Here is a 24830-nt window from a genome sequence, read left to right as displayed (position 1 = left end):
TGAGGCGACTCTACTCAGGCGGGAGCGCAGCGGGGAGTAACAAGATCGTCGTGAATCCGCCCAGGGGCGGCGACAGCCACCGACGCGCGCGTGCTCGCCCGATCGAACGCACCCGCCCCGCCGCCTCGAGCTCGACGAGCGCGCGCTGCACGGTGCGCTGGCTGGCCCCCAGGGCCAGCGCCAGGGCCGATGTCGACCAGGCCGCGCCGTCCGAGAGCAGTGCCACCAGCGAGGCCTGATCGCCGTCGACGGGCGGCGCCAGGACGACGACGTCGCGACCGTCGCGCACCTTGAGCACAAAACCTTGCGCGGTGGCCTCGATGCTCGCGACAGCTGCGACGAGCGCGCGCAGACGGCCGATCTCGACCCGCAAGCGCGCTCGATGCGTTTCGTCGGGGCGGCGGATACGGAAGGCGCAGGCGATCAGGGCCTGGCGATCGACATCACCGGGCCATGCCTCGGCGAGCGCGCGTGCCAACGCGAACAGCACCGGCCGGCGCACCAGCGGCAGCCATGCGGCGCCGGCGTGCAGCCCGCGCCGGCAGGCGTCGACGACCAGCGCACCCGAGGCCCTCAGCGCAACCACCTCTTCGAGGCGCAGCGCCTGCTCGACGCCGGCGACAAAACGCCGGGCGGCGGGACGATCGAGCGCAGCCCGCGCCTCCGCCACCTCGGCCAGGAGCGCCGGCACACGTGAGCGACAGGCCGCCTCCTGAGCGCGGGCGAGGGCCGTCTGCGCCGCAGCGGTGTCCAGTGAGCGCAGCGCCAACTCGGCCGCGGTCAACTCGGCCACCGCCGCGTGCGACGGCGGCGCGGCACTCGCATCCAGGGGTGCCAGCGCGGCGGCGGCCTCGTCAAGGCGACCCAGCAGCAGGAGCCGGCGCACCGCGATCAGCCGCGCCTGCAGCGCATTGACCTGATCACCGCGCACCTCGAGCGTGGCCGCCGCCAGCTCCAGCGAGCGGGGCGAGCCGACAAGGTCGCGCAGGGCCAGCGCCACCTCGGCCTCGGCAACGACGCAGCGGGTGCGCGCCAGCTCCTCGTGGGCACCGAAGCCGCGGGCCGCGCGCCGCAGCAGCTCGCGGGCGCGCGGGTGCTCGCCGAGCTGGGCCATGGCAATGCCGCGCAGGGCCAGCGCCGGCGGGTCATCACGCAGGGCGACCCGCTTGAGGGCGCCGAGCGCGTCGCCGGCGGCGAGAGCGCGCGCCGCGGCGGCGATCAGGGAGTCCATGAGGCGGACCTCGAACGGGAGCTGAACGTCATGGACCATTTCCTGGGACGGCCGCCGGAAGCTGCTGAAACAAACGCAAGCGCCTGGAGTCTCCGGCATGCAAAAGAATGGCTGCTTTGATCACCAGGGACGTTCACCGATGCCGCTCCACCTGTTCCACTACACCGACAAAAATGGCTACGACGCGATCCTGCACACCAAGAAGTTGCTGCCCTCCACCAAGGAGGGCAAGGCCCACACTCATTTCGGCAAAGGGATCTACTTTGGCGACCTCGACCCGATATTCGACGCGCGCTACCTGGGCCTGGACGAGATCGCAGCCACCTTGTTCAACCGCTTGTCGGCGAACAACTTCGAGAAGTTCTTCTACTACTTCGAGCTGCGGTTCCCCGACGGATTCTCGCCCATGCCCCGGCCCGTTGTCGTCAACGACGACAAGAAGGCGGGCTTCACCTACGTCAACAAGTCCCTCTACCTGCTGGAGACCGAAGAGCCGCTGTTTCTCAGCGAAAGAGCCCCGGCACCGGGTGTCGTCCAGCTCGTTGCTCACGGCCTGACCTATTGGGGCCAGGTGCGCGACCTTGGCAGCTCCGATCAGGAGATCTGGACGATGGAGCCCGGATGGAAAACATGCCAAGAGCGTCACCGGCGGTAGTGAAGGGGGCGGTGGTCCCTCGGCGTCGCTCGCTGGCGCTGCGTCCGCGGCACAGTCCGTTGCGAAGTGGCAGCTTGATGCCAGGTCGCAGCCGGCGGCCACCCGGGACACGTCGCTCGAGGCCGGTGCTCCGATTTGCGCCGTTCCCCGGTCGGTGGCCCGAATCGCGGAAGTACCGCCGGCGGGAGCGTCAACAACTCTCGACGATCGCGAGCATGCCGCCCTCGGTGTCCTTGAACCAGGCGGCCTTTGCACCGCCCGCGATGACGATGTCGACGTCGCTCCTTGCCCCTGGTGGATCGTGGTGATCGAACTCGACACCGCGCGCTCGCACCTCGGCAACCTCGCGCTCCACGTCGTCGACCTGCCAGAACCGGCCCTGGGCGTCGGGTACCGAGAGATCTCGAAAGGCTCCGAAGCCGGTAGGACCGCAGCGGGCCTATCGCCTGACCGACAGCTCGGCCGTCATCTGCTTTGGCGCCTTGCACGCCAGCTCCGCGATCTGCGCAAGGGAGCCGGTACTGGCGCGCTGAAAGTCGGCATCTGCAGGATCCACGACCACCTCGATCAGGTGGCGACCCGACGCGGCGCGGCCTTCGTACTCGACGTGTGATGTGAGGGCCACCGTGCTGGACGCGCAGTTCACATGAAACATCAGGCGTTCAGAACGCCCGCAGCCGTTTTGTGGGCTGCGATAGCGTGCGAAGGACAACTCGGAGTGGAGAACAACTCTCGGCATGCTGCTGCCGGACGGATCCGAATCGACCCGGCTGTAGGTGAGGTTGCCCTGCCAATTCATGGGGAGACCCCAGCCCGGGCCCATGTAAGCGAGGATCCGGGGATGAAGTGTCTTGAGGTGCGCAGGCTGGAGCGACAACGCGTAGAGCGCTGCGGGCTGGATCGGCACGGCACGGTGAACCGCCTTGAGGGTTCGTTCGCAGATCGACCGCACGGGCTCTTCACTGAATGACGTGACCAGAATGAGGTGCCATCCAAACTGGGACGGCTGGGGCGGTGACACCTGCATGGGCTGCTGGGCAAAAACGGCCGTGTCGAACTTCTCATCCATCGTCCCTTGCGTGATCACCCCCAGATCTCCGCCAGTCGACCTCGACCCCGGGTCGGCGGTCTCCGACTGTGCGATCCGCTTGAACTCGGCAAGAAGCCGGTGTGGCGGGAGACTGGACAAGCGGCTGCGGAGCTTCTCCAGCGGCTCCACGGTCGTCTTCATGATGTGGTAGACGCGCGCGCTGCGAAGCACGTCGCGTTCGTCCTTCTGCAAAGGCTCCGCCTGGACGGGCTGCAGTGGAGCCATCAGGGCGGCGGCGATCAATAGGTCCTTCAGCATCGAGGGCGTCCCAGGGGAAATCGCTGTCGGGTGCCAAGAGCCGGAGCTTGGCAACTTGACGTCCGCCATTCTCCGCGGCGCGCTGCCTTACCGATCCGGTGGGCTTGGAGAAATTGTGAACTGTTGCGCCGGTCGGTCCGGGCGTGCGCACGGGACGACTGCCGTGCCGAGGCGCGTAGGACCTAGGAGGCTGGGGGCGCTATCACATCGCCTCGAATCTTTGTACATCATGCTCGAAAGCAGCGATGGTGTGCTCGGAGATGGGCTCGTGCAAGAGCACGGTTCGGGCGACTTCGGCGTGCACCGCAAAGCGCTCCCGCAGGTCGCGCCGCGCCTCGTCCGGCAGCGAGTGCAGCACGGCCGTCAGCAGCGCATCGAGCGCGATGAGCGAGCCCTTGAGCTCGCAGATGCGCTCAGTCGCCTCTTGCAGGTTTTTCATACGGTTCCGCCGAGGGACGAGGAGCGAGGGGGTTCAGAGGGTGCGGATTTTCGACGCCTGCGGCCCTTTTTGCCCTTGAGTCACTTCGAACTCGACACGCTGGTTCTCCATGAGCGTCTTGAAGCCGCTGCCGAGGATTTCCTTGAAGTGCGCGAAGAGGTCCTGGCCGCCCGTGTCGGGCGCAATGAAGCCGAAGCCCTTGCCTTCGTTGAACCATTTCACCGTACCGGTTTCGGTGGCCATATCGTCATTTCTCGATGAGTTCGTTGAAAGGATGCCCCAGCTTTGGCCGGTGCGGGTCAGCAGCTTCCTGGTATGGAGGCTGAACTGTTGACAGATCTCTGGATCGTTGGTGGTGAACAAGGCGCTTGCCTGGAAAAAATACTTTGCCTCAATGCTCGAGCCCGCTGCCGTGGCGAAGGGGGACGGCGGCGGTGCCGCGTCCGGGAAGCCCCTTTGCCGTTGCGTGGCGCGGGATCTCCTCACGGGGATCGACAGCAGCAAGAAGCAGCCCAGCACGTGCTGACGCCTGTGCTGCCTCGTCTGAGCGGATCGACACTGAGGCGGGTCAAGGGAGACACCGGACGCTCCCGACCTGGAGGGAGCGCGAACAAGGTGTCCTTCGGTGGCGCGTCTCGTCAGCGAGGCGGCCGGGTTTGACGGGGGTGCGCGCAATGCACGCAAACGACGGATCGATCTGTGGGCAGCGGATCGACAGGGTCACTGGCTGCGATCCAGAAGCAAGCAGAACGTAGCGATCGCCGCGTGGCGACCCCAAGATCCGGGGTAGGAGGGAGATCAGCTCTTGATCTCACCGCAGTCAGCCACATGCCACTGGGGATGGCGCAACAGCCACTGCATCGGAAAGGGCAGTGTAGCATCCGGCGCCGCAATCCTCGGTGGCACATCGCCTCCCCTCGGCAGAACGAGCCGCACGGAGGCCTGCTTGACCACGGTCGCCCAGCGGGCGCGCTCGGCGTTGAAGAACTTGTCGAACTCGGGCAGTGTCATGGTCACGCCCTCCGATGGACTCATCCGATGGATGGGGCCGCAGCTGTTCGACAGCGATCGGGTGTCGGACCACCGCCTTCAGCGCGGCGATGTCGAACCTGACCCTCTTCATCATGGCGTCCGCGGCGCGCCGGGCCCTGGCGCGGTCGGCATCGGCCATCAGCTCCCCGAGAACCGTCGGCGCGATCTGCCACGAAAGCCGAACGAGCGCGGCCCGCATCGACACGCCAAGCAAATGGTTGCAATTCGGCGGGGCGAGCGGAGCCCCAGTCGACGCGGTCGCGTGCAGTGCCCGGAGTTGCCTTGCCCGACGCTAACGACGAAGCCTGGCCAGTGCCTCCAGCAGATCGTCGGCGTCGACCGGTTTGCCGAGGTGCATGTCAAAGCCGCCGGCTGCCGCCATGTCGCGGGTCTCCCACTCCGGCGCGCCCGTCATCGCCAGCAGCAGCAGATCGGGGCCGTGCACGCTGCGCAGCTGCTTCGCCGCGGCATAGCCGTCCATGATCGGCATGTTGAGGTCCAGGACCACCATGTCCGGCCCAAACTGTGCCGCCACCTCCACCGCCTGCTGGCCGTCATACGCTGCCCGGGTCTCGTAGCCTCGCAAGGTCAGGAGTGCAGAGAGCGAGTCCGCGAGATCCTGGTTGTCGTCGACGACGAGAACCCGAGGCACTGAAGCGACTGCCGGGCGCGGGCCTTCCAGGACGGCCGGAGCGGTGCCGCAGACCATCAGGGTGCACCTCCGAAGCCGTCCACGGTGAAGCGGGCCGCCTGCGGTCTGCCGGTGCGTGGGACGGGGCGTGCCGCGCGTCGGTTGACCGGGCTGGCTTCAGCCCTCCGCCTCAGCACTGGATGGCTCGCGCACGGCGGCGCGAGGATCAGCGACATCATTGTTCCTCTCCCGTTGAGCTTGTGAGGACGGGCATAGTGCCGTCGCAACTGGCAGGGGAGGAATATGCGATTTCTCATGTTGCGACGAACGACCGGGAAAAACGGACGAGCCTGCATGCGTTTCCGATCACTGAATCGCATCATGTGTGATCGCGGCTTGTGATTCCAGTGTGTTGCTGCCACCGAAGCCCTGCAGGAACTGACAGATGCGTATCGCCGCAAATTTCAGCAACCTGCGCTTCCGGACAGATCCGCAGCTTATGAAAGCCGGCCTTCGGTGATCTGGAACATACGCGGAAAAGCGATGGCAATGGAGGGTGGTTGAATTGCCGGCTTCGCTTGGGATTGGATGGCGCGACCGCAAGGGATCAAAAAAAGCATGAGACGAATGCTCATCGTTGACGACCACCCGGTGCTCGCACAGAGCACCAGATCGCTTTTCCTGAGCATGCAGCTGGCTGACGAGATCGATGTGTGCCACACCGCTGCTCACACGATCGCGACATTGCAGGGGGACGCCGACTGGTTTCGCATCTGGCTCGACATCGATGTCCCAGGAGCGCGCGGCCTTTCACTGATCAGGAAGGTCCACGAGTTGGGCTTGGCGCGGCGAGCGGCCGTGATCACCGCCGTCGAAAATCCAGACTGGCAGGTGGAAATCAAAAGCATGAACTTTCTTGGCTATGTGCCGAAAGCAACCGGTTTCGAAGCGTTCAAGCATGCGGTTCAACACATTGTCCAAGGCCGCGAGTACTTCGAAGGCTTGCAGCAACACAGGCCGCCGAGTCGGCTGACGAAGCGGCAGGTCGAGATCCTGAAGCTGGTCGCCCGCGGTCACGCCTCCAAGGAGGTGGCGCGTCAACTCAAGCTGACGCCCGGCACGGTCGACAACCACGTTTCCGCCATCGTCGACGCCTTGTGCGCAAAAGGCCGAACCCACGCCGTTGCGCTCGCGATCGAATACGGCTACATCCCTCCGGAGGCCTGAATCACCATGCAAATCATCGAAAGTCTCATCCGCCACGCCGATGAGAATGTCCGCCTGAGGCGGGACCTCCATGCTCACCCTGAGCTGGGGTTTGAGGAGCAGCGCACCAGCGAGATCGTGGCTGAGCGTCTGGAAAGCTGGGGATGGCAGGTCCATCGCGGCGTAGGCGGCACCGGCGTCGTGGGTGTCCTGAAGAAGGGCAGCTCGGAACGCAGCATCGGATTGCGGGCCGACATGGACGCGTTACCTATCCAGGAGCTGAACCAGTTCCCTCACGCGAGCAAGACCCCCGGAAAGATGCACGCCTGCGGGCATGACGGCCATACCGTCACGCTGCTCAGCGCTGCGCGGGTATTGGCGCAGGAAGCGGAGTTCGACGGGCGTGTCGTGCTGGTCTTCCAACCGGCGGAAGAAATCATCGGCGGGGCCCTGGCGATGATTCAAGACGGGCTCCTCGAAAAGTTTCCGGTGGACGCGATCTTCGGCTTCCACAATTTTGTCAACTTGCCGGTGGGCCACTTCGCCTATCGTTCTGGATCCGGCGCATGCATGACCAATTTCAAGGTCACGGTCCACGGCAAGGGCGCACACGCTGCGATGCCGCATCTGGGGCTTGATCCTGTTCCGGCCGCGTGCCAGATGGTGCTGGCATTTCAAACCGTCCTCACTCGCAACAAGCGTCCCGTGGACCGAGGGGTGATCTCGGTCACGATGATGCAGGCAGGCGAAGCGACCAACGTCATTCCGTCCAGCGTCGTGTTGCAAGGCACGGTTCGTTGCGAGGAGGACGTGCTGGAGATGATCAAGCGACGCATGACAGGCATCGTGCAGCAGACGGCAGGGGCCTTCGAGTTGACCGGGGACATCGAATGGAGCTCCTATTGTCCGCCGGTGAACAACCACACCCGGGAGACCGAGTTTCTGCGGCAGTTGATGGTGGAGCTGGCCGGGGAAGAGAACGTCCATGAACGTGAACCGACGATGGGCGGCGAGGACTTCGGCTATTACCTCAAGCTCACACCCGGTGCGTATTTCTGGGTGGGCAGCGGACCGAGCCAAGGCGGTCAGGATCATCGGATGCAAGGTCATGGCCCTGGCCCTTGTACCTTGCACAGCTCGTCCTATGACTTCAACGATGCCGTGATTCCCGTCGGCGCGACCTTCTGGGTGCGTTTGGTGGAACGTTGGCTCTCAGCGCGTGGATGAGCCGATCGGCTCACACCGACGCTCCGAATCACAAGCACACACGCAACACGGAAAGGCAGGCTCCATGGCGCTACGTCTCCCAGCCCTAAGCTTGATGGGCGGTCTCAGGCATGTTCTGGTCGCGACGATGCTGTGCACGTCCGCTGCCACCCCCTATGCGCAGTCAAGCTCGGCGCAGCCCGTCCTGAAGGTCCTGGTTCTCAAGGACTCACCCTCCATGAGCTACCGGGACGACAAAGGCGCGCTCGTGGGCTTCAATGTCGATCTCGCGCACGGTCTTTGCGAGCAGATGAAGGCTCGCTGCGAGATCGAGGAAACGCTGTTGTCGACCGTGATCGACCAGGTCGCACAGGGCTACGCCGATTTCAGCACGGCGGCCTTGGCGCCGACCGACGAGCGCTTGAAGAAGGTGCGGTTCACCGAGGCGGTGTCCAACAGTGTTTCGTACTGGTTCTCCAGGCGGTCCTTGGCTGAGTCGAAGAAGTTCCGGGTGGCGGCCGTGGCCGGTTCAGCCCAGCAGCAGTGGGCGGAGCGTACCGGGCGCGATCTTGAATGGGCCTTGCTGCCGGTCAAAACCAACGCTGACGTGAGCCAGGCGATGCTGGAGGGGCGTGCAGATGCTGGCGTTTTTCCCTTTGCCAGCACGCTCAGCCTGGTCCATGAGGGCAAGTTGGGGAGGGCCGGATTCTCCGTGCTCGAGCCGCTCGGCGGCTTGACGCCGGGCCGAAACACGGCCATTGCTGTCGATCCCTCGCAGCCAAAGTTGTTGGAATCGCTCAACCAGGCGCTTCGAGCGCTGAAATCCAGCGGCCGCCTGGAGGAGCTGAATTCCAAGCACTTCCCGATGCGGATGTTGTGAGCGGATGACATGAAGGTCGCGCTGAAACATGATCTGTGGTCTTTCTACTTCATGACGGGAGTAGGCATCGCGATCTTTACCATTTTGTCGGTCGGCGCTTTGGGACTGCAGCAACGGATCTTCGACCTCGCCCGGGGAACCCGCCACGAGATGGTGCCCGCCGTCCACGCGCGCGTTCGGGTGGTGCGGAACATCGAATTGCTCCGCAGCATCGGCAGCATCGCCTACCGAACCACCGATCAGCGAGTGCTCCAGGAGGCCGGCTTCCTCTCGACCCTGCTGTCGACCCATCCCAATGTCGAAATCGACGCGGCGACGGTTCAGCTGTTGCGAGAGGCGAACGACAGCATCCAATGGCTGGTCAAGGGGCAGGTCAGCCTGTCCCACTGGCCGCAGATGGACCGACGCCTCGGCATTCACTCGGATCGGATGTCCATCTCGGTCGAAACCCTGATCGTGGATCGGGCCCTGCGCACCGAGCAGGCAGCGGTTCACACGCGGAATTTCGCGTGGGCCCAGGCGCTCCTGTTTTTCGTCTGCGTCGTGGCCATCGTCGCGTGGGGCCGTGTTCTGTCCACCCGCATGAAGGCCAAGGATCGTTACTTCAACGAGCTGAGTCACGACTTTCGGCAGCGTGTGCACAGCATGCAGCTGTCTCTGGGCGGGGTGAATCAGGGGCTGCCGGAACGCGTGGACACCCAGCTTGTGCGTGTCCAGACTTTGATGAGCGATCTTCAACGGTATCTGGACAATTTCCTGGACATCACCCGCATGGAGACCGTCGTCGTCAAGCCGGTCGCCGGTGCCGTCGTCGTGTCGCAACTGTTCCAGAAGCTGGCGCTCCAGCTGGAGGCCGCGGCCGAGCACTACCAGGTCGATCTGCGGTTCAGGCACAGCTCGCTGACCTTGCACACCGACGAGAAGTGGGTGCGGCGGGTGCTGGAGAACCTGATCGTCAACGCCCTCAAATTCTCTCGCGGCAAGGTGCTGGTCGTGGCCCGTCGTCGCGGCCAGGACGTGGAGCTGGCGGTCTTCGACAACGGTGAGGGCCTGCTGTCGGCCGACGCTGCCGGGAAGGCCATCTTCGAAAGTTTTGCCCAGGGGCCCAATGCCAGACGGATTGCCGACCATGGGTACGGCCTCGGGCTGGCGATGGTGAAGCGCACGGTCGCCCTGCTCAATGGTCGCTTCGAGGTGCGGTCGGCTCCAGGCCGCGGGACCTGCGTGAGGGTTCGGTTTCCGGCGGCGCTGTGAGTGTTGGCAGCGCGAGCGGGGTCGCTCCGCGGGTGCGCCGGTCTGCCGTTGCGACGGTCGTTCAGCCCTTCTGCCGCAGCACGTTCTGCAGTTCCTTCAGCCACGCGATCGACGCCTCCTCGTACAGGATGCCACGCCGCAACAGCAGGTGCTGCAGGCGCTGCGTGCGTGTGGTGTCGGGGCTGGGAAAGTCGCGCTGTTCGATCTCGCGGTAGTGGGCCAGCTGCTGCGCGTGCCCTTGCAGCCGGTCCTCGATCTCGCCGTCCAGTTCGATCCCGGGCAGCGCCGCCGCCGCGCGCACCTTGACCATCAGCGCATCACGCAGGTCCAGCGGCGTGCCGGCCTCGTTGGCCCAGCGCGCCAGCTCGGCGCGGCCCCTGGGCAGCACGCGGTATTCCCGTTTGCGCGTCTTGCCGGCATCGGCCGCGGGCTTGGAGGCGATCCAGCCACGTTCCTCCATGCGCGCCAGCTCACGGTAGATCTGCTGGTGGGTCGCGTGCCAGAAGTGGCCGATCGACTTGTCGAAACGCTGAGCCAGGTCGTAGCCGGACGAGGACTTCTCCATCAGCGAGGTGAGCAGGGCATGGGGCAGGGACATGGGGGCGAAGCATACGATACGGCTCAGCTATGCAACTGGTTGCATGGTGCGGTGGAGCCGCACTAGACTATGCAACTGGTTGCATGAAAAGCGCCGCACCGACTCAAACAGGAGACCCACGATGACCCCCTATCCGCACATGCTGGCCCCCCTGGACCTGGGCTTCACCACCCTCCGCAACCGCGTGCTGATGGGCTCGATGCACGTGGGTCTGGAAGAAGTGAGCAATGGCTTCGAGCGCATGGCCGCTTTTTATGCCGAGCGCGCCCGCGGCGGTGTGGGGCTGATCGTCACCGGCGGCATCGCGCCCAACGATCGCGGCCGCCCGATGCCCGGCGGCGCCGCGATGACCACCCAGGAAGAGGCCGAGAAGCACCGCGTGGTCACGCGCGCGGTGCACGAGGCGGGCGGCAAGATCTGCATGCAGATCCTGCACTTCGGCCGTTACGCCTACCACCCGGAGCTGGTCGCTCCCAGTGCGCTGAAGGCGCCGATCAACCAGTTCCGCCCGCACGCGCTCACCTCGGAGGAGGTGGAACAAACCATCGACGATTTCGCCAACGCCGCGGCGCTGGCGCAAAGCGCCGGCTACGACGGCGTGGAGATCATGGGCTCCGAGGGCTACCTGATCAACGAGTTCATCGCCGAGCAGACCAACCAGCGCAGCGACGCATGGGGCGGCAGCTATGAGAACCGGATCCGGTTCCCGCTGGAGATCGTGCGCCGCACGAGGGCACGTGTCGGCCCCCAGTTCATCCTCATCTTCCGCCTCTCGATGCTCGACCTGGTGGAGGGTGGCTCCACGGTGGACGAGGTGATCCAGCTCGCGCAGGCGCTGGAGGGTGCCGGCGTGACTATCCTCAACACCGGCATCGGCTGGCACGAGGCGCGTATCCCCACCATCGCCACCAAGGTGCCGCGTGCGGCCTTCGCGTGGGTGACGCAGCAGTTGAAGGGCAAGGTCGGTATTCCGCTGGTGGCCACCAACCGCATCAACACGCCCGAGGTGGCCGAGCAGGTGCTGGCTGGCGGCATGGCCGACATGGTGTCGATGGCGCGGCCCTTCCTCGCCGACCCCGAGTTCGTTGCCAAGGCGGCCGCCGGCCGGGCGGACGAGATCAACACCTGCATCGGCTGCAACCAGGCCTGCCTGGACCACACCTTCGCCGGCAAGATCACCTCCTGCCTGGTGAATCCGCGGGCCTGCCGTGAGACGCTGCTCGTCGAAGCCCCCGCACTGCTTCGCGAGTCCATCGCGGTGGTGGGCGCCGGCCCCGCAGGTCTGGCCTTCGCCACCACCGCAGCACGCCGCGGCTTCGAAGTCACGCTGTTCGACGCGGCCGGCGAGATCGGCGGCCAGTTCAATATCGCCAAGCAGGTGCCGGGCAAAGAGGAGTTTCATGAGACGCTGCGCTATTTCCGGCGCCAGATCGAGCTCACCGGGGTGAAGCTGCGGCTGGGACAAACCGTCACTGCGGCCGACCTCGTCGGCGCCGGCTTCCGCCACGTCGTGCTGGCGACCGGCGTGACGCCACGCACCCCGGAGCTCGAGGGTGTGGACCATCCCAAGGTGCTGGGCTACCTGGACGTGCTGCGCGCGAAGAAGCCGGTGGGCCGCAAGGTGGCCATCATCGGCGCGGGCGGCATCGGCTTCGATGTGGCCGAATACCTGTTGCATGAGGGCGTGTCACCCAGCCTGGATGCGGCCAAGTTTTTCGACGAATGGGGCGTGGACCGCAGCGGCGCCTCTCGCGGCGGCCTGAAGCCCGCGCAACTGCCCCAGGCGCCCCGCAAGATCTGGCTGCTGCAGCGCAAGACCAGCAAGGTGGGTGACGGCCTGGGCAAGACCACCGGCTGGATCCACCGCACCTCGCTGAAGCAACGCGGCGTGGAGATGATCCCCGGCGTCAGCTATCGCAAGGTGGACGACGAAGGCCTGCACATCACCGCCGACGGCCGCGACCTCACGCTGCCGGTGGACCACGTGATTCTTTGCGCCGGCCAGGAGCCGCTGCGCGAGTTGCAGGCGGAGCTGCAGGCCGCCGGCTGCAAGGTGCATCTGATCGGCGGCGCCGATCGCGCCGCCGAGCTGGACGCCAAGCGCGCGATCGGGCAGGGCACCGAACTCGCACTGCGTTTCGATCCGGATGCGACGACGGACGAAGCCCAGCAGGGCGCCGCGTCGGCGCAGCGGCTGGCACCGAAGGCCGCGCAGTCGCTAGAAGCCTGGCATGCGATCGCCCAGCAGGGCGACATGGCCGGCCTTGGCGAGCTGCTGCACCCGCGCGCCGTGTTCCGCTCGCCGATGGCTCACACGCCCTACCCCGGGGCACAGGCCGTGCAGCTGATCCTGGGCACGGTCATCAAGGTCTTCGAGAACTTCACCTATCACCGCGAGTTCGTCGATGCCGACGGCCAGAGCGTGGGGCTGGAGTTCAGTGCGACGGTCCACGGCAAGCAGCTCAAGGGCATCGACATGATCCGCTTCGACGAGGACGGCAAGATCGTCGACTTCGAAGTGATGATCCGGCCCATGAGCGGCTTGCAGGCACTGGGCGAGGAGATGGGGCGCAGGCTGGCGCCGTACCTGGCGCCGAAGGGCTAGCCCAAGAAAGGAGGCCCGCCGCTCGAGTGCCAGCACTCGAGCGGCGGGCCGCAAGGCGCCTCGACGGGAGGGAGAGAATGCCGGACGCGTAGGCATTGTGTCGGCGAGCCGAGCGGCTGCAGCGCCGGCAACGAGAAGAAGTGTCGCGGAGAGCGAAGGAGTGGGCCTCGGTGTAGCGCCGCACCCCTCAGGGACCGCTGGGGGTGGGCATGGTCGTGACTTCACTCGGCATGGATGCCGCGTCTTGCACAGGGCTGGCGGAAAGGCCCGAATCAATACGCCGCTCCAAGGCAGCGCAGGCGCTGTGCAGACCGTCCTCCTGTGCCATACGCTCGGCCACCGATTCGCAGGCGGCGCGAATGGATGGGTTGTTCGCCACGTCGCGCAGCGCCGACTCCAGCCGGGCCCCACGATAGGACCTCGGCAACAGCTCCCGTGCTACGCCCAGTCGACAAGCGCGGCTTGCGTTGTCGAACTGGTCATAAGCCATCGGGCGGATCAGTTGCGGTACGCCGGCTCGCAGTGCTTGACTCAGGGTGCCAATACCGCCGTGGTGTACCACCGCGGCCGCGCGCGGAAAGAGCTGGCTGAACGGGGCGTGGGCCACATGCATCACGCCGGGGGGCAACACTTCCGGCAGTTGCTCCCTCCGCTGCGCCACCAGCAGGCCGCGCAACCCCAGGCGTTCGCATGCCTGGGCGGACTCGGCGTAGAAAGGGTGGGATGTGGCGTTCCCGGTGCCGGCAGTGAACACGACGGGCGGCGTGCCGGCGTCAAGGAAGGCATCCAGGTCCGGCGACAACCCCCTGGCCCGCGGTCCGTCATACATCGGAAATCCCACCAACTGCAGATCGGCAGGCCAGTCCGGCTGGCGGGGGGCGAGCCATTCCGGGAATAGCCCGATCGTCACGCTGCCGTGATGTATCCAACGATGAAGTACACGACGTGCCGGGGGCAAGCCCAGGCGGGAACGCAGCCGGTTGAGCGGTTCGCCAAACAGCGGGTCGAGGATCCTCCGATCCATCCATGCCCAGAACGCGCCCTTGATCACGCGCGGCCAGTGCTCGAAGTGTCCCAGCGGCGAGATGCGGGGCGCCAGGTGGTCCGATCGGAATGCCGAAGGCGCCAGATGGATGGCCGCGAAGGGCAAGCCTTGCGTCTCCGCCAGGAGGCGAGGCGCGAAGGCGAAAAACGACCCGACCAGCAGCGTTTGCCCTGGCAGTACGTCACGGGCCATGGCCTCGTAGGTCGGAAGCACGGGGCTCATCACTCCTTGGGCCACCAAAGCCAAGCCCGAGCGTGAGTCGGTCAAACGCTGATCCGTCAGCCCGTCCTGGTACAGCCGTGCATCGCTGGTTGCCACGAAGGTGAGCCCGGCGCCTGCCACGAGGTCCGTGAAGAAGCCGTTGCCGTACAGGCGCACGTCGTGGCCGCGCTCACGCAGCGCCAGAGCCAAGCCGATGAACGGCAGGATGTCTCCGTGGCTGCCGACAGCAGAGATCAGGATGCGCATCTCGTTCCCCCTCCATAAATGTTAACGGCGTTAATTTGCGACAATACACCCCATGTCAACGGCTTCCCCTCGCCCGACGCGCAAGACCTATCACCACGGAGATCTGCGTGCGACCTTGCTCGATGTGGCGGAGCGTCTGTTAGACGAAGGCGGATCGGACGCGGTGACCCTGCGCGAGGCCGCTCGCCGAGCGGGCGTTTCAGCACCGGCAACCTATCGGCACTTCCAGGACAGGGAAGCCCTGTTGGCGGCGCTTGCGGTGCGTGGCTTCGATGCCTTCGCGGCTGCATTGGCCGAAGCGGCGACGGACAGCCGCAATCCCTTGGCCAGCATGGGGCAGGCGTATGTGCGCTTTGCCGTCTCGCGGCCTGGCCGTTTCCGGCTGATGTTCGGCACGGCGGTCGCGGACCGCGAGCGCTATCCCGAACTGCAGGCTGCCGTAGAGCGCGCGTCGGTCGGTTTTCGTGGTGCGATCGACGCCGTTGATCCCCGCGGCCCCGGCGTTGCGATGCTGCGAGCCTGGTCGATGATCCATGGGCTGTCACAGCTGGTGATCGATGGGATGCTGCCTGGGTATGACGCGGAGTTGCTCGCCCGTGCAGTCACTTCGGGGGAATGAGGACGGTCTGAGAAACGAATGCCGGCTTGTCTGCAATCGGCTGCTGTCAGAGCGAGATGGATGCCGCCGTACTTCGGCAGTTTCACTCCACGCTTTGGGAGCTGGAGATGGTGATCCCGACTGGAAGGCCGCGATTCAGCTGAAGGCGAGCCAGGACTTTGACGAGCCGGGAGACCCGCTATTCCGCATCGACACCCTTGAACATCGCGGGGTTCAAGAGCTCGTGCAACGGCAGGTCGAGCGCTTGAGCCAAAAGGCCCATGTTGTCGATCGAAACGTTCCGCTCGCCCCGTTCAACTTCCGACACATAGGTGCGGCTCAGGCCCGCGCGGAACGCCAGTTCCTCTTGAGAGATTTCCCGCAAGCGTCGAACCCTTCGGAGATTCTTGGCGAAGATTTGCCTGGCGGTCGGGGGCTGTCTGGACGTCGCGTTCATGGAACCACGAGCATCCGGCGCCCGCCGTCCTTCCTCTACAAGCTAAGGATGACAAACGGACAATTATGAGTGACAATTCGGCCGAAAGGCGGGGAGTTTCGCCCTGCGTGCGCGGCAGTATGCCTACCGGGCCGTTTTGCTCAAAGGGGGAGGGGCGAGGATGCGACAACAGCTTCACGGAGTGGGAGCGGAAGGCGAGGCGCGATGGTCAGTCGCAATGCCCGATTTTTCGGGGACCTTTCTTGAGGCCTGTCGCACACCCTTAGGACTTCCCGACTGCCCTCGGGTCCGGTACGGTTTCTGGTTTCATACGCGCCTTGCGCGCGGCCTGACATCTTCTGAGCAGCGAGCCTGGTGGCGAAGTCTCGGCCGGCACCTGGCGGGCGATGGACGGCTGGTCGCACATCATCGTGCAGTTTGCGTTGTGCTGAGCGACGACGGCGTTGCGCTGACGGACGAAGCGGGTCGACTTGTCAGCGCCTTGATGCACGACCCTCACGTCTGGGGGATCCAGCTCGGGCAGTTGGTGCTGGTGCAACAACCCGAGGCGTTCGAGATGCACCGACAGCTGTGGCTTGCCTCGGGCTTGCCCTCCGAGCGTCTCACCGACTTCAGGTGCAGCACTTTGCAGAGCATCGTGCGCGGAGTGCGGCGTGCGTGCAGGCTAAAGGCAGCCTGGCGAACCTCTACCGCATGGAAAGGGGCGCTGCCTTAGCGGTGTCGTCCGGCCGGCGTCGCGGCCGGCTCTGCGGCGCCGAGTGCGTTTCTCCCCTGACGAGCCTGAGCCAGCGATTGGATCGCTATTGTTTTTTCGGCACGTCCGAGGTGTCCCGCTTCCGCGGGTGATCCCCTTCTTGTTGCTCTTGGTAACAAGCCGCACTCCCCCAGACAGGGGAGGAGGGCGGCTGCGGCGGCCCGAACGGCCCGTAGACTCTCCGCTGCTCACGGACATGCCGCTCGGCTCGGGCGACCCAGGGTCGACTGCCGGCACAAGTAGAAGAACGTTTCCAGGGGGGCTTTCAAGCATGAGTCTGTACGACCTCGGTTTTATGCGCTGCCACTGGAGCTGCAGCGGCTCACCGACCGCGGACGGCTGCGCCGCGTCTACGGCTTCGTGACCGAGCCAAGCAGCCTGAAGGTTCCCCACAGAAGCCAGCCGGGTGAGACGACCTTGTTGCTCGCTGTCGTGAACCTGCTCGTGGCTTTGTTGATCTGGGCCACCGACCTTCGTCCGCAGTCGGAGCAGCGATGCTTTCCACTGTGTGGCGTGCAATGGGGACTGTTGTTCGGCGCTGCCTACTATTGGGCCATGTCAGGTCTGGTGTGGGGAGTGTGCTGGGCGCGCCAGCTTCGTCCATTCGGCCTGGTCGGTCCCTTGCCTGATCGACCGCTACTTCGAACGGCGAAGAGTGTGCATGGCGGCGCCTTTCTGCTGAGCACGCTTGGATGGGCTCTGTTCCTGTACGTCCTGTCGCGATGAAGAGGAGCTCCATGCTCAGCGGGCCAGGTGCGATTCACCAGCGCCTTCATCGTCCATGCTTTTCCCACCCTAGATGAACCACCCCATGACGGTCATTGCCTCCGCACCGCTCAGCGGCATCCCGCTGGAAAGTTTTCTTGACGACACCGAGGAGGCCGTCGAGCTGCAATCGGAAAGCGGCCTGGCTGAAGACCTGGCACGCTCGGCCCTGCTCACGGCCCTGCGTCGCCAGCCATTCCGCGCCGATACCGTGAGCAGCGTCGCGCGGCTGTTCCGCCTCTGGCTTCGCGCGGGGCAGATGCAGGAGGCCCTGCGTGTCATCGAGGACGACGGGCGGGCGGTGGTCTCCCGTCTGCCCGACGGCGAGCAGCCCGGTGCGCGCATCAGCATCGCCTTCTGGCGCATCGAGGTGCAGCAGAACGGCGAAGACGCCGCGGCGCTTCGCGACGCGGTGCTGCAGGCAGAGCAGGTGCTGCATGAACTGCCCGTGCCGCTGGCGACCGAGAACGCCTGGGCTCATCTTTCGGACGCCGCGGCGGGCGCCGGCGAGCACGCCTGCGTCCGGCGCTGCGCTGCTGCCCGCCACGCCCTGCAGTTGGCCCAGCCCGAGCGTGCCGCCTATCGCGCATGGGACGAGGCCCTGCTGGCAGTCCGCCTCGGAGTCGCCTTCGCCGCGGAAGGCCTTGACGAAGAAGCCCGCGCGTCGGCGCGCCGCGCTATCGAGGTGCTGGCGCAAGCGGGGCAGGACCAGGACGTCGACCACGAAGACTGGCTGCGCCTGGGGACCTCCCTCGTGATGCTGGACCCCCAGCTCGTCGACACCGTCGTCGGCAAAGTGGGGGCGCTGGTCCCTGCCGATCTGTCCTTGCCGCGCCTGCGCAGGGTTCGCGTGCTGCTGGCCCGCCTCGAGGCGCGTGCGCTGTGCCAGCAAGGGCGGTGGGAGGAAGGTCTGGCGAAGGCCAGGGCAGGTCGCTTCGGGCTCACCGACGACGAAGACGACCGCTACAACACCCAGGTGTTGAGGTGGCTGCTGCAGGCTGACCGCAAGGAGGAAGCGGCAAGACTGGCGTTCGAGTGTGTCTTCCACCAACGTCCCGGCTCGGCCCAGGCGATGGTGGAGGCGGCCATGCAGCACGCAGACGGCGAACCGGGGCACGAGGATGTGCACTGGGTGCTCACGCTCGCGAGCGCCGCCCTCTGGGAGTCCGTGCACTGGGTCTGCGGCGAAGAGGACCCGGAGGTTTACTTCGAACGCCACCTCGCGCTTGCCGCACAGATGGCGCCCGACCACCCGGCGCTGGATGTGCTGCGCGCCTTGGCGTTGCTGGAGCACCGGCAGGACCATGCCGGCGCTCTGGCCTTGCTCGAAGTCGCCGTGCCGCGAGCCTCGGAATGGGCCAACTCCGACATCGTCGAGAAGGTGTGGCGGTGCCGCATGCTCGTGCACGGCGCTCCGGCTGCGGTGGCCCTGCCGTTCGTCAGCGCGCCTTGCGGGACCTGGGCCTACACGGTGGGCGTGCGCATCGAGGAGCTGGTGGAGGAACTGCCGGAAGGCACGCCATGGCCGGAGGAACAGATCCGCGAGTTGCAGGCGCGCTACTACGAGGAAGGTCTGGCCGCATTCGAGGCATTCTTCGAAAGCGGGGAGGGCTACTACCGCGACGGCGACGTGCACAACTATTCGATGTTGTGCAACAACCTCGCGATCTACCATCGCTGCACGCGTGAGAACTACCTGCAGGCCGCGGAACTGCACCGCAAAGGCATCGCCGCCAGCCCCTTCGCCGAGCACTACCAGGGCCTGATGTGGTGTCATTTCGGAGCTGGAGAGGAGGCATCGTTCGTCGACGCGGCCGACCAGCTCTGGCACTTCGCGGCCGACTACGGCTACGGCCGCCACAAACCGACAGGGTACATCGTCGAGGTCGGGCCCATCCTGGTCCGCCTCAACCGGGACGCGGAGCTGGCCATCTGGCTGCAACGCCTCGAGGAATGGTGGAGCGAGCTCGACGAGGAGGACAGGCGGGCCTGGGAGGAGGACTACCTGACCGCCGTGGTGCTCCTGCTCGCGAACATCATTTACACCCAGCCCGAGGACGCCTTGGCGCGACTCGAGCCGATCCTGCCGACGCTTTGGAAATTGCAGCTCATCGATGCATTGCGTCTGGCAGGCCTCGTGCTGGAGAAAGCAGGGTCGCCGGAACGAGTTCTGAAGCACTATGAGGAGGCGCTGGCCCTGTGTGTGCCGCCGCTGCCCCATGCGGAGCACTGGCGGGGGCGACTCGGGGAAGCCCTTGAAGCGTACAGGCAGGCCATCGCGCCCGCGCGCCCGTGGTGGCGCTTTTGGGGTTGATCATGTCCACTGCGCTGCCGAGGGGCGGTTATGCCGCTCGCGACGTCGTCAACGCGCCAGCCCTCAAGTCGGGCATCGAACGCCGCAGCCGGGAACGGGGCGATGCGGTCCCGGTGCGGGACTGGCTGCTGAACCATTTCTACCGGCATGTGGTCGGCAACCTCGCCGCCACGCCGCCCCAGGTGCAGCAGCTGGTGTCGGCCGACCAGGCCCGTGCGCTGTTCGCTCCGGCCGCTGTGCCGGCATGGGTCGGCGGGCGGCTCGGCAAGCAGGCGTCCCCGGCCGTGCCGATGTGGTGGGTCGACCCTGAGGGCGAGACGCTGCTGGCGCTCGAAGCGCGTCTGGTCGAGTTCCTCGGGTCGCGCAGCGGCACCTCGCTGGACGGCAAGCTGATGCGCGTCAACTGCCCGCAAGCCCTGGCCTTGTGGGCCGCCGAACATGCCGCCTTCGAGGCACAAGCCACCGCGGGCCTGCGCGAGCATCGGCCCGGAGCCGTCGAGATCGTCTGGCGCGGCAGACAAGGCGTGTTTGTCGAAATCCGCTCCGGCAGTCCCGAGTTGCGGGCCGAGATGGCGTACGAGAGCCAGATGATGCGGCACTGCCTCGGGCAATTCTCCGACCGGCGCAACTTGCGCGGCGGCTATGGCGAGCACTACGCGAGCGCTTGTGAGGCCGGGCGCCTGCGCCTGTTCAGCTATCGCACCGGCCAGCAGCAGCCGCACATCACCATCAGTGTTTCGGTGCGTGCAGAAGACGGGCGCCTCGTCGTCGACCAGATCAAGGGCAAGCAGAACCGCCCTCCGGTGAGCCGCTACCGGGAGGAGGTCCTCGGCTTCCTGAACACCCTCGACACCTCGGACGACACGCCGCCTGACGCCGCCGGCATGGGCGTCGCCCGTCTGCGCAGCGGCTGGCAGGCGGTGTCGTCGATCAGCGATCCTGCCGATCAACTGCGGCTGGTGCAATCCTATCCGGCCCTGGTGCGCGAGCTGCCGCAACCCTCGGCGCTGGTGCAATGGCTGATTGCGGCGCGTCATCCCGAGCTGCTGCACGGCCTGCCGCTGGTGCCCGGCGTGTCGCAAGCCTTGGAGGCGGTGCGATGAAATGGCTCATCGCGCTGTTGATCGCCTGGTGGTTGCTGCGCCGGCTGCGTCGGCTGTGGCGTTCCTTGATCGAGACCGGGAGGGAGGTTGCCGCAGAGCGGGCGAGGCTGGCGGGCTTTGACGAACTGCGTTTGTTGGCCTTGGCGCTGGCCCGTCCGACGGCGGCCGCGCGAGTGCCGTGGGACTTCGAACGCCCCGGCTCCCCACCGAATCGCGACGATCTCGAGCGGCAGGTGCGGCCGGCACTGCTGCATCTCTTTGCGCTGCGCGCCACGATGAGCGATGAGCAGATCCGCGAAGCGCTCGCGCAGAGCCTGCGCACCGGCTGGTTTCGTATCGATCTGGACAAGCTGCGTCCTGAAGATGATGCGCGGGACGCTGTCGCCTTTGCCTGTGCGCGGGTCGCGTTTGGTGTGCGGCTGGCCGGCATGTTGAACTGGATCGATGAAGCGACCCAGTGGCAGGTGCTGGAGCAGAACGCGCGGCGAGCCCAGGACTGTTTCGAGAGCTGGCTCGACTACGGTACCGCGTGGGCGCGAGGTCGCCGGCAATGGATCCTCGGCTCCAGGGCCGACAGCCTGGGCGTGCCCTTCGATGAAGTGCAGGTGCGCGTCTGGGTGAACGAGGCTGATCATCCCTGGGGCAGCAGGCCGTGGATGAGCGGCGTAGGCAGGGATCCTGCGAAGCCGGAGCCGGAGCCGGAGCCGGCGCCGGAGACCGGCGTTTAACGCCGCCGCATCCCGGCGGGTCGTGACGAGAAACTCAGATCGAACCGGACCGCGGTCGAGCGGCGGTCCTGGCCGGGTCCTGCTCCGACGTCCCGGTCTTGACCAGGTGGATGTCGGTGTCTCCGCGTCCTGCGGCCTGCTGGGCAATCGGCCGGTGGTAGGCCGGCGCCGACAGTCCTTCGACACTGACGGCGTTGCCGCGCTTGTCTTGGTACTGCGGCGACAACTCGGTCGTGCTCGGCACCGTCTGCAGCGACGGCAGCTCGGTCGCGCCGCGGGCCCGCAAGTCTCGCAGCGCCTGCTGGGCAGCCGGACCGTGCTCCGCAGGCACCAGCACTTGCTGCATCTCCCCCGGCCTGATCGGTGGCCTTTGCTGCTCATGCGCAGACGGAGACGTCGAGTGGGCCGAGGCGTCGGCGGTGACGACGAAGGAGCTGTGCATCCGCCGCGACGCCTCGACTTGGCCTGCAGGCGTCAACACCTGATCGCCACCCAGCGTCCTGATCGCCATCGATCGGTATTCGGCCGGAAGCTCGTTCAACTGGGCGCGCTGGCTCTCGCTCATCTTCGCGAGCGCCTCCTGCTCGCCAGGCGCGCGTGCCTCGAGCGCGGTGCTGCGTTCGAGGGCGACGGTCAGCGCACCGTGATAAGGATTGGTCACGGCGTTTTTCGCCACCTGCGCCTGCACCTCGGCGGGCTGGCGGCCGGGCAGGCGAGTCACTTCGATCTGGCTGGATTCGCGCCCGCTGCCGTCGTGTGAGGCCTTGAAGTCGATGCCGTGTTGCCGCATCTCGGGCTGCGAGAGCACGCCATGCGACATCACGCTCCGGAAGGTGCCGTAGAACGCGGCGTCGGCGCCGAGGGTGGGCGCCGAGTTCGTGCGTGCCAGCTTGGCCGGTCGGCTCGGCAGGCCGCTCAATGCCCCCTCACCGCCCAGCTGGCCATGGCCGGTCGGCGCGGACGAGGCGGAAGCATTGCCGGAGGAGGACGAAGACGGCGGCTGGATCTGCGCCTGGACGAACGCGGAGCCACCCGCGTTGATGGGGGAGACCATGGGGAACACTCCTCACAGTTGGGTCGTTGCAGACCACCATAGGAGGTGCGGGACTTCGAGGACGCTGGAAAAGCGAAGCCGGTGGGCGGCCGGCGAAGAGGCTGATCGAGTGGCTTACTCTTCCCTCTCGTCTGGCGAAGCCAGCGCCAGGGCCCCTTCCACTGCACATGCCGCCGCAGTGGCTCAAAGCCGTGGCTCGCCGTTGCCGTTCACCACGATGGTGGGGCCCGGCGGCAGGGTGCTCTGAACGTGGTGCCGCACGCCCTCGAAGCGGTAGGTCACCTCGTAGTAGTCCGGCCCTTGGCTGGACGGAACCGCCGAGCAACGTGTGACCGGGGACGCCGCCTCGGCCCCGCGTGCGACCTGCGAGCCGATCACCGCGCCGACGACGGCGCCGCCGGCCGTCGCGACGTCGCGGCCGCCGCCCTCGCCGATCTGGTGGCCGAGAATGCCGCCGATGACACCTCCAAGGACGGCACCCGCGACCCGTGAATGCGTCGGCTCGGGTTGCTCGACCCAGCATTGTTGCTGTGGGCTGGCGTAGACGGCTCGCACGCTTTCGACCGGCACCTGGACCAGGACCTCAGACGGGCGGCGCCGCCAGTCGTAGACCGGCAGCGGCGCCGGCAGGCCGCGGTCGTCGTCGATGACATCTCGCCTGTGGAGGCGCCGCACGGTCGACAAGCGGTCGTTCAGCCCCAGCGCGGCAAGGTCCGGATAGCGTCCAGGGCGCAGCAACACGCAGCGGCCGCTGAAGTTCGCATGTTCACAGACCTCCCAGCGGCCCTCGAACACCATGACCGAGGATGCCCGATCGTTGTAGCCGCGGCGGTGGAGGTCGTGGACCTGCGAAGACAGTCCGAAGCCTCGACCATGGAAGCCTCGGTCCTCGAAGAAAACGATGTCGCCGACCGGGGCGGACGGACGCGGCGGGTGCGCGTGATGGTGTGCCACCGGGCGCGCGGACGAGACGCGATCGTCCAGGCCCATCGAGGCCAGGTCGGGATAGCTGCCGGGAGCGAGCACGACACAACGGCTGCGGAAGCCGGTCTCCTTGCAGACTTCCCAAGGCTCTCCCTCCACGACCAGCGAGGAGGCGCGGTCGTTGAAGTTGAAGGCGCGGAAGTCGGGCGCCGTGTCGGTCAGTGCGGCCCGGGCGCCGCGAAAGTCATCACGGCTGTACACGGTGAGCGTGGCCGACGCATGGCCAGCGAACAGGATCGAGGCGATCATGAGCGAACGCGGGAGAAATGCGGACATGTGGTTCCTGAAAGAGTGTTGGTTCAGGCGCCCCGACCCGGTCTCGCAGCGCTTGCCTAGCTCAACGCACGGCCCAGCCGGTAGGGCGACGGTCGCTGTGTAAAGTTAAGCGAAGCATCCATCCACCCATGCCTCCTGTTCTGGATGTCGGCGGGCTGCCTGTCACGCCCCTGATTGGCAGCAGGAAATAAAGGCCTTGGTCCCTTTGAGCGGCCGTGTTACCGTGACCTCCTGCCTGTTCAAAGAACAACCGAGCAAAAGCGATCGGCACCACCGCAGACGGCCCGCTGGCCAATTTGCCGCCGATGGCCAGGGCTTGGGGCGCACCCAGTCGGGATCGCCCACCAGCTTGGTGAGGCCACCCCACTTCTTCCCAGCCTGCTTCTCTCTGTCCGAGATGCTGCGGATTGGGCCTCTTGTCACGGCACCGGCCGCTCCTCCCTGAGAGGCGGCATCCGACCGTGCTTCCCACCGCGTCTCCGAAGGAAAAGCAATGCACGGTTCCCTGCTTCACAGCCCACTTCCCGACTGTCTCGACCCTTCCCTCTCGCTGCACGACGGATTGGATGGGCCCGCAGCCGATCTGCTGTCGCACATACGCTGCACCAAGCTGCTGCAGGTCTTCAACGTCCTGCTGCAGAGCACCGAGGTCGCGAGCACGCTGCGTGGCGAGGGACCTTATCGCGTCTATGCGCCCTGCAATGCCGCCTTTGGTGAACTGCCGCGCGAATTCCTGGAAGCGCTGATGATGGACCTTCGATTGGCGAGTGCCCTTCTGGTCCATCACGTCTCACGTTCGCCGCTGCAAGAGGTCGCTCTCGACGCGACATGCTCACCTTCGTTGCGCGGGACGCCGATTTCTCTCACGGTCAGAGCGGATGGGGCATGGTATGGGGACGCCAAGTTCCTGGGCGATCATCCGACGGTGGCGTCGAATGGAACGCTGTACACGGTCAGCAAGGTCCTGATCCCGGGGAACGTGCTCGCGCATCCCTCCGCGGCCCGACTTCGACCGGGCAACCCGGCCCAGCGCTCGCAAGTCCGAAGGCCGCAATATGCAGCGGAAGCTGCATGCTGATACGACCCTTCTGGCGCAGCCCGTGGCGCTGCCCCTCCCGGAGGCAAAGGAAGCTTTCCTGTGGATGCTTGGAAACCCAAGCCGGTACTTGCTCCTAGGAGAGTCGTTTGTCTTTCCCTTT

22 protein-coding genes and 2 pseudogenes are annotated in these 24830 nt (G+C 66.1%); 12 read left to right on the top strand and 12 right to left on the bottom strand.

Annotation, left to right across the window (positions count from 1 at the left end; genetic code table 11):
- Positions 1–10: 10 nt before the first annotated feature.
- Positions 11–1231, bottom strand: coding sequence for a helix-turn-helix domain-containing protein (locus OOT46_RS20045; RefSeq protein ID WP_265405399.1), 1221 nt, complete (start codon positions 1229–1231; stop codon positions 11–13).
- Positions 1232–1328: 97 nt separating this feature from the next.
- On the opposite strand from OOT46_RS20045, the gene OOT46_RS20040 reads away from it, so the two are divergent.
- Positions 1329–1886 carry a hypothetical protein gene (locus tag OOT46_RS20040; protein ID WP_265405398.1) on the top strand — a complete coding sequence of 186 codons (558 nt, stop codon included), beginning with the start codon at positions 1329–1331 and terminating at the stop codon, positions 1884–1886.
- Positions 1887–2076: 190 nt separating this feature from the next.
- Here OOT46_RS20040 and OOT46_RS20035 read toward each other — a convergent pair whose 3' ends face one another.
- From OOT46_RS20035 to OOT46_RS20010, 6 genes and pseudogenes are all read right to left on the bottom strand, one after another.
- Positions 2077–2241 carry a hypothetical protein gene (locus tag OOT46_RS20035; RefSeq protein ID WP_265405397.1) on the bottom strand — a complete coding sequence of 55 codons (165 nt, stop codon included), beginning with the start codon at positions 2239–2241 and terminating at the stop codon, positions 2077–2079.
- 84 nt (positions 2242–2325) lie between these two features.
- Positions 2326–3234 carry a peptidylprolyl isomerase gene (locus OOT46_RS20030; protein WP_265405396.1) on the bottom strand — a complete coding sequence of 303 codons (909 nt, stop codon included), beginning with the start codon at positions 3232–3234 and terminating at the stop codon, positions 2326–2328.
- A gap of 202 nt (positions 3235–3436) precedes the next feature.
- Positions 3437–3673 carry a hypothetical protein gene (locus OOT46_RS20025; protein WP_265405395.1) on the bottom strand — a complete coding sequence of 79 codons (237 nt, stop codon included), beginning with the start codon at positions 3671–3673 and terminating at the stop codon, positions 3437–3439.
- Between the two features lie 33 nt (positions 3674–3706).
- Positions 3707–3916 (bottom strand): cold-shock protein, encoded by a 210-nt coding sequence (locus tag OOT46_RS20020; protein WP_265405468.1) that lies wholly within the window; start codon positions 3914–3916, stop codon positions 3707–3709.
- 555 nt (positions 3917–4471) lie between these two features.
- The gene (locus OOT46_RS30990; RefSeq protein ID WP_416136230.1) at positions 4472–4708 is read right to left on the bottom strand and encodes a hypothetical protein; all 237 of its coding nucleotides are present in this window, start codon (positions 4706–4708) and stop codon (positions 4472–4474) included.
- Between the two features lie 289 nt (positions 4709–4997).
- Positions 4998–5480 (bottom strand): annotated as a pseudogene (locus tag OOT46_RS20010) (response regulator); the annotation flags it as partial.
- A 483-nt stretch (positions 5481–5963) separates the two neighbouring features.
- On the opposite strand from OOT46_RS20010, the gene OOT46_RS20005 reads away from it, so the two are divergent.
- The 4 genes from OOT46_RS20005 (at position 5964) to OOT46_RS19990 (ending at position 9882) form a co-directional block, all read left to right on the top strand.
- Positions 5964–6563, top strand: a complete 600-nt coding sequence (locus OOT46_RS20005) for a response regulator transcription factor (protein WP_265405393.1) — start codon at positions 5964–5966, stop codon at positions 6561–6563.
- Between the two features lie 6 nt (positions 6564–6569).
- Positions 6570–7769 (top strand): amidohydrolase, encoded by a 1200-nt coding sequence (locus OOT46_RS20000; protein ID WP_265405392.1) that lies wholly within the window; start codon positions 6570–6572, stop codon positions 7767–7769.
- A gap of 64 nt (positions 7770–7833) precedes the next feature.
- Positions 7834–8628, top strand: coding sequence for a transporter substrate-binding domain-containing protein (locus OOT46_RS19995; protein WP_322114272.1), 795 nt, complete (start codon positions 7834–7836; stop codon positions 8626–8628).
- Between the two features lie 9 nt (positions 8629–8637).
- Positions 8638–9882, top strand: coding sequence for a sensor histidine kinase (locus OOT46_RS19990; RefSeq protein ID WP_265405391.1), 1245 nt, complete (start codon positions 8638–8640; stop codon positions 9880–9882).
- Between the two features lie 61 nt (positions 9883–9943).
- Here the strand turns inward: OOT46_RS19990 and OOT46_RS19985 are convergent, their stop codons facing one another.
- Entirely contained in the window at positions 9944–10480 is a 537-nt protein-coding gene (locus tag OOT46_RS19985; RefSeq protein ID WP_265405390.1) for a PadR family transcriptional regulator, read from the bottom strand.
- Between the two features lie 121 nt (positions 10481–10601).
- Between OOT46_RS19985 and OOT46_RS19980 the strand changes: the two are divergent.
- Positions 10602–12611, top strand: a pseudogene (locus tag OOT46_RS19980) (FAD-dependent oxidoreductase); the annotation flags it as partial.
- Positions 12588–13085 carry a nuclear transport factor 2 family protein gene (locus OOT46_RS19975; RefSeq protein ID WP_265405466.1) on the top strand — a complete coding sequence of 166 codons (498 nt, stop codon included), beginning with the start codon at positions 12588–12590 and terminating at the stop codon, positions 13083–13085. The pseudogene OOT46_RS19980 and the gene OOT46_RS19975, both read left to right, overlap by 24 nt.
- A 187-nt stretch (positions 13086–13272) precedes the next feature.
- Here OOT46_RS19975 and OOT46_RS19970 read toward each other — a convergent pair whose 3' ends face one another.
- The gene (locus OOT46_RS19970; protein WP_265405389.1) at positions 13273–14598 is read right to left on the bottom strand and encodes a glycosyltransferase; all 1326 of its coding nucleotides are present in this window, start codon (positions 14596–14598) and stop codon (positions 13273–13275) included.
- Positions 14599–14650: 52 nt separating this feature from the next.
- Here OOT46_RS19970 and OOT46_RS19965 point away from each other — a divergent pair, with 52 nt between their 5' ends.
- Positions 14651–15217 carry a TetR/AcrR family transcriptional regulator gene (locus OOT46_RS19965; RefSeq protein ID WP_265405388.1) on the top strand — a complete coding sequence of 189 codons (567 nt, stop codon included), beginning with the start codon at positions 14651–14653 and terminating at the stop codon, positions 15215–15217.
- 178 nt (positions 15218–15395) lie between these two features.
- On the opposite strand, the gene OOT46_RS19960 is transcribed toward OOT46_RS19965, so the two are convergent.
- Positions 15396–15653 carry a helix-turn-helix domain-containing protein gene (locus tag OOT46_RS19960; RefSeq protein ID WP_265405387.1) on the bottom strand — a complete coding sequence of 86 codons (258 nt, stop codon included), beginning with the start codon at positions 15651–15653 and terminating at the stop codon, positions 15396–15398.
- Between the two features lie 1553 nt (positions 15654–17206).
- Between OOT46_RS19960 and OOT46_RS19955 the strand changes: the two genes are divergently transcribed.
- The 3 genes from OOT46_RS19955 to OOT46_RS19945 are packed head-to-tail and all read left to right on the top strand — an operon-like array spanning position 17207 to position 21317.
- Complete coding sequence (locus OOT46_RS19955) at positions 17207–19486, top strand: hypothetical protein (RefSeq protein ID WP_265405386.1); 2280 nt, start codon at positions 17207–17209, stop codon at positions 19484–19486.
- A gap of 2 nt (positions 19487–19488) precedes the next feature.
- Complete coding sequence (locus tag OOT46_RS19950) at positions 19489–20589, top strand: hypothetical protein (protein WP_265405385.1); 1101 nt, start codon at positions 19489–19491, stop codon at positions 20587–20589.
- Entirely contained in the window at positions 20586–21317 is a 732-nt protein-coding gene (locus OOT46_RS19945; protein ID WP_265405384.1) for a DUF1266 domain-containing protein, read from the top strand. Before OOT46_RS19950 ends, OOT46_RS19945 begins: the two co-directional genes overlap by 4 nt.
- Positions 21318–21351: 34 nt before the next feature.
- On the opposite strand, the gene OOT46_RS19940 is transcribed toward OOT46_RS19945, so the two are convergent.
- Together OOT46_RS19940 and OOT46_RS19935 are read right to left on the bottom strand one after the other, a co-directional pair.
- Positions 21352–22371, bottom strand: coding sequence for a hypothetical protein (locus OOT46_RS19940; RefSeq protein WP_265405383.1), 1020 nt, complete (start codon positions 22369–22371; stop codon positions 21352–21354).
- A gap of 183 nt (positions 22372–22554) precedes the next feature.
- Positions 22555–23631 (bottom strand): beta/gamma crystallin-related protein, encoded by a 1077-nt coding sequence (locus tag OOT46_RS19935; RefSeq protein ID WP_265405382.1) that lies wholly within the window; start codon positions 23629–23631, stop codon positions 22555–22557.
- Positions 23632–24124: 493 nt separating this feature from the next.
- On the opposite strand from OOT46_RS19935, the gene OOT46_RS19930 reads away from it, so the two are divergent.
- Positions 24125–24709: a fasciclin domain-containing protein gene (locus tag OOT46_RS19930; protein WP_265405381.1), complete on the top strand. Its 585-nt coding sequence runs from the start codon at positions 24125–24127 to the stop codon at positions 24707–24709.
- The last annotated feature ends 121 nt before the right edge of the window (positions 24710–24830 follow it).

It is taken from the genome of Aquabacterium sp. A7-Y (assembly GCF_026153205.1).
Taxonomy (GTDB): domain Bacteria; phylum Pseudomonadota; class Gammaproteobacteria; order Burkholderiales; family Burkholderiaceae_C; genus Caldimonas.
Note: the sequence above shows the minus strand (reverse complement) of the source record. Positions and strands in the feature narration are given on the sequence as shown.

Coding starts and splice junctions, on each gene's coding strand:
- OOT46_RS20045 (WP_265405399.1), bottom strand. CDS start 1,231: ATGGACTCCCTGATCGCCGCCGCGGCGCGCGCTCTCGCCGCCGGCGAC.
- OOT46_RS20040 (WP_265405398.1), top strand. CDS start 1,329: ATGCAAAAGAATGGCTGCTTTGATCACCAGGGACGTTCACCGATGCCG.
- OOT46_RS20030 (WP_265405396.1), bottom strand. CDS start 3,234: ATGCTGAAGGACCTATTGATCGCCGCCGCCCTGATGGCTCCACTGCAG.
- OOT46_RS20025 (WP_265405395.1), bottom strand. CDS start 3,673: ATGAAAAACCTGCAAGAGGCGACTGAGCGCATCTGCGAGCTCAAGGGC.
- OOT46_RS20020 (WP_265405468.1), bottom strand. CDS start 3,916: ATGGCCACCGAAACCGGTACGGTGAAATGGTTCAACGAAGGCAAGGGC.
- OOT46_RS30990 (WP_416136230.1), bottom strand. CDS start 4,708: ATGAGTCCATCGGAGGGCGTGACCATGACACTGCCCGAGTTCGACAAG.
- OOT46_RS20005 (WP_265405393.1), top strand. CDS start 5,964: ATGCTCATCGTTGACGACCACCCGGTGCTCGCACAGAGCACCAGATCG.
- OOT46_RS20000 (WP_265405392.1), top strand. CDS start 6,570: ATGCAAATCATCGAAAGTCTCATCCGCCACGCCGATGAGAATGTCCGC.
- OOT46_RS19995 (WP_322114272.1), top strand. CDS start 7,834: ATGGCGCTACGTCTCCCAGCCCTAAGCTTGATGGGCGGTCTCAGGCAT.
- OOT46_RS19990 (WP_265405391.1), top strand. CDS start 8,638: ATGAAGGTCGCGCTGAAACATGATCTGTGGTCTTTCTACTTCATGACG.
- OOT46_RS19985 (WP_265405390.1), bottom strand. CDS start 10,480: ATGTCCCTGCCCCATGCCCTGCTCACCTCGCTGATGGAGAAGTCCTCG.
- OOT46_RS19970 (WP_265405389.1), bottom strand. CDS start 14,598: ATGCGCATCCTGATCTCTGCTGTCGGCAGCCACGGAGACATCCTGCCG.
- OOT46_RS19965 (WP_265405388.1), top strand. CDS start 14,651: ATGTCAACGGCTTCCCCTCGCCCGACGCGCAAGACCTATCACCACGGA.
- OOT46_RS19960 (WP_265405387.1), bottom strand. CDS start 15,653: ATGAACGCGACGTCCAGACAGCCCCCGACCGCCAGGCAAATCTTCGCC.
- OOT46_RS19955 (WP_265405386.1), top strand. CDS start 17,207: ATGAACCACCCCATGACGGTCATTGCCTCCGCACCGCTCAGCGGCATC.
- OOT46_RS19950 (WP_265405385.1), top strand. CDS start 19,489: ATGTCCACTGCGCTGCCGAGGGGCGGTTATGCCGCTCGCGACGTCGTC.
- OOT46_RS19945 (WP_265405384.1), top strand. CDS start 20,586: ATGAAATGGCTCATCGCGCTGTTGATCGCCTGGTGGTTGCTGCGCCGG.
- OOT46_RS19940 (WP_265405383.1), bottom strand. CDS start 22,371: ATGGTCTCCCCCATCAACGCGGGTGGCTCCGCGTTCGTCCAGGCGCAG.
- OOT46_RS19935 (WP_265405382.1), bottom strand. CDS start 23,631: ATGTCCGCATTTCTCCCGCGTTCGCTCATGATCGCCTCGATCCTGTTC.
- OOT46_RS19930 (WP_265405381.1), top strand. CDS start 24,125: ATGCACGGTTCCCTGCTTCACAGCCCACTTCCCGACTGTCTCGACCCT.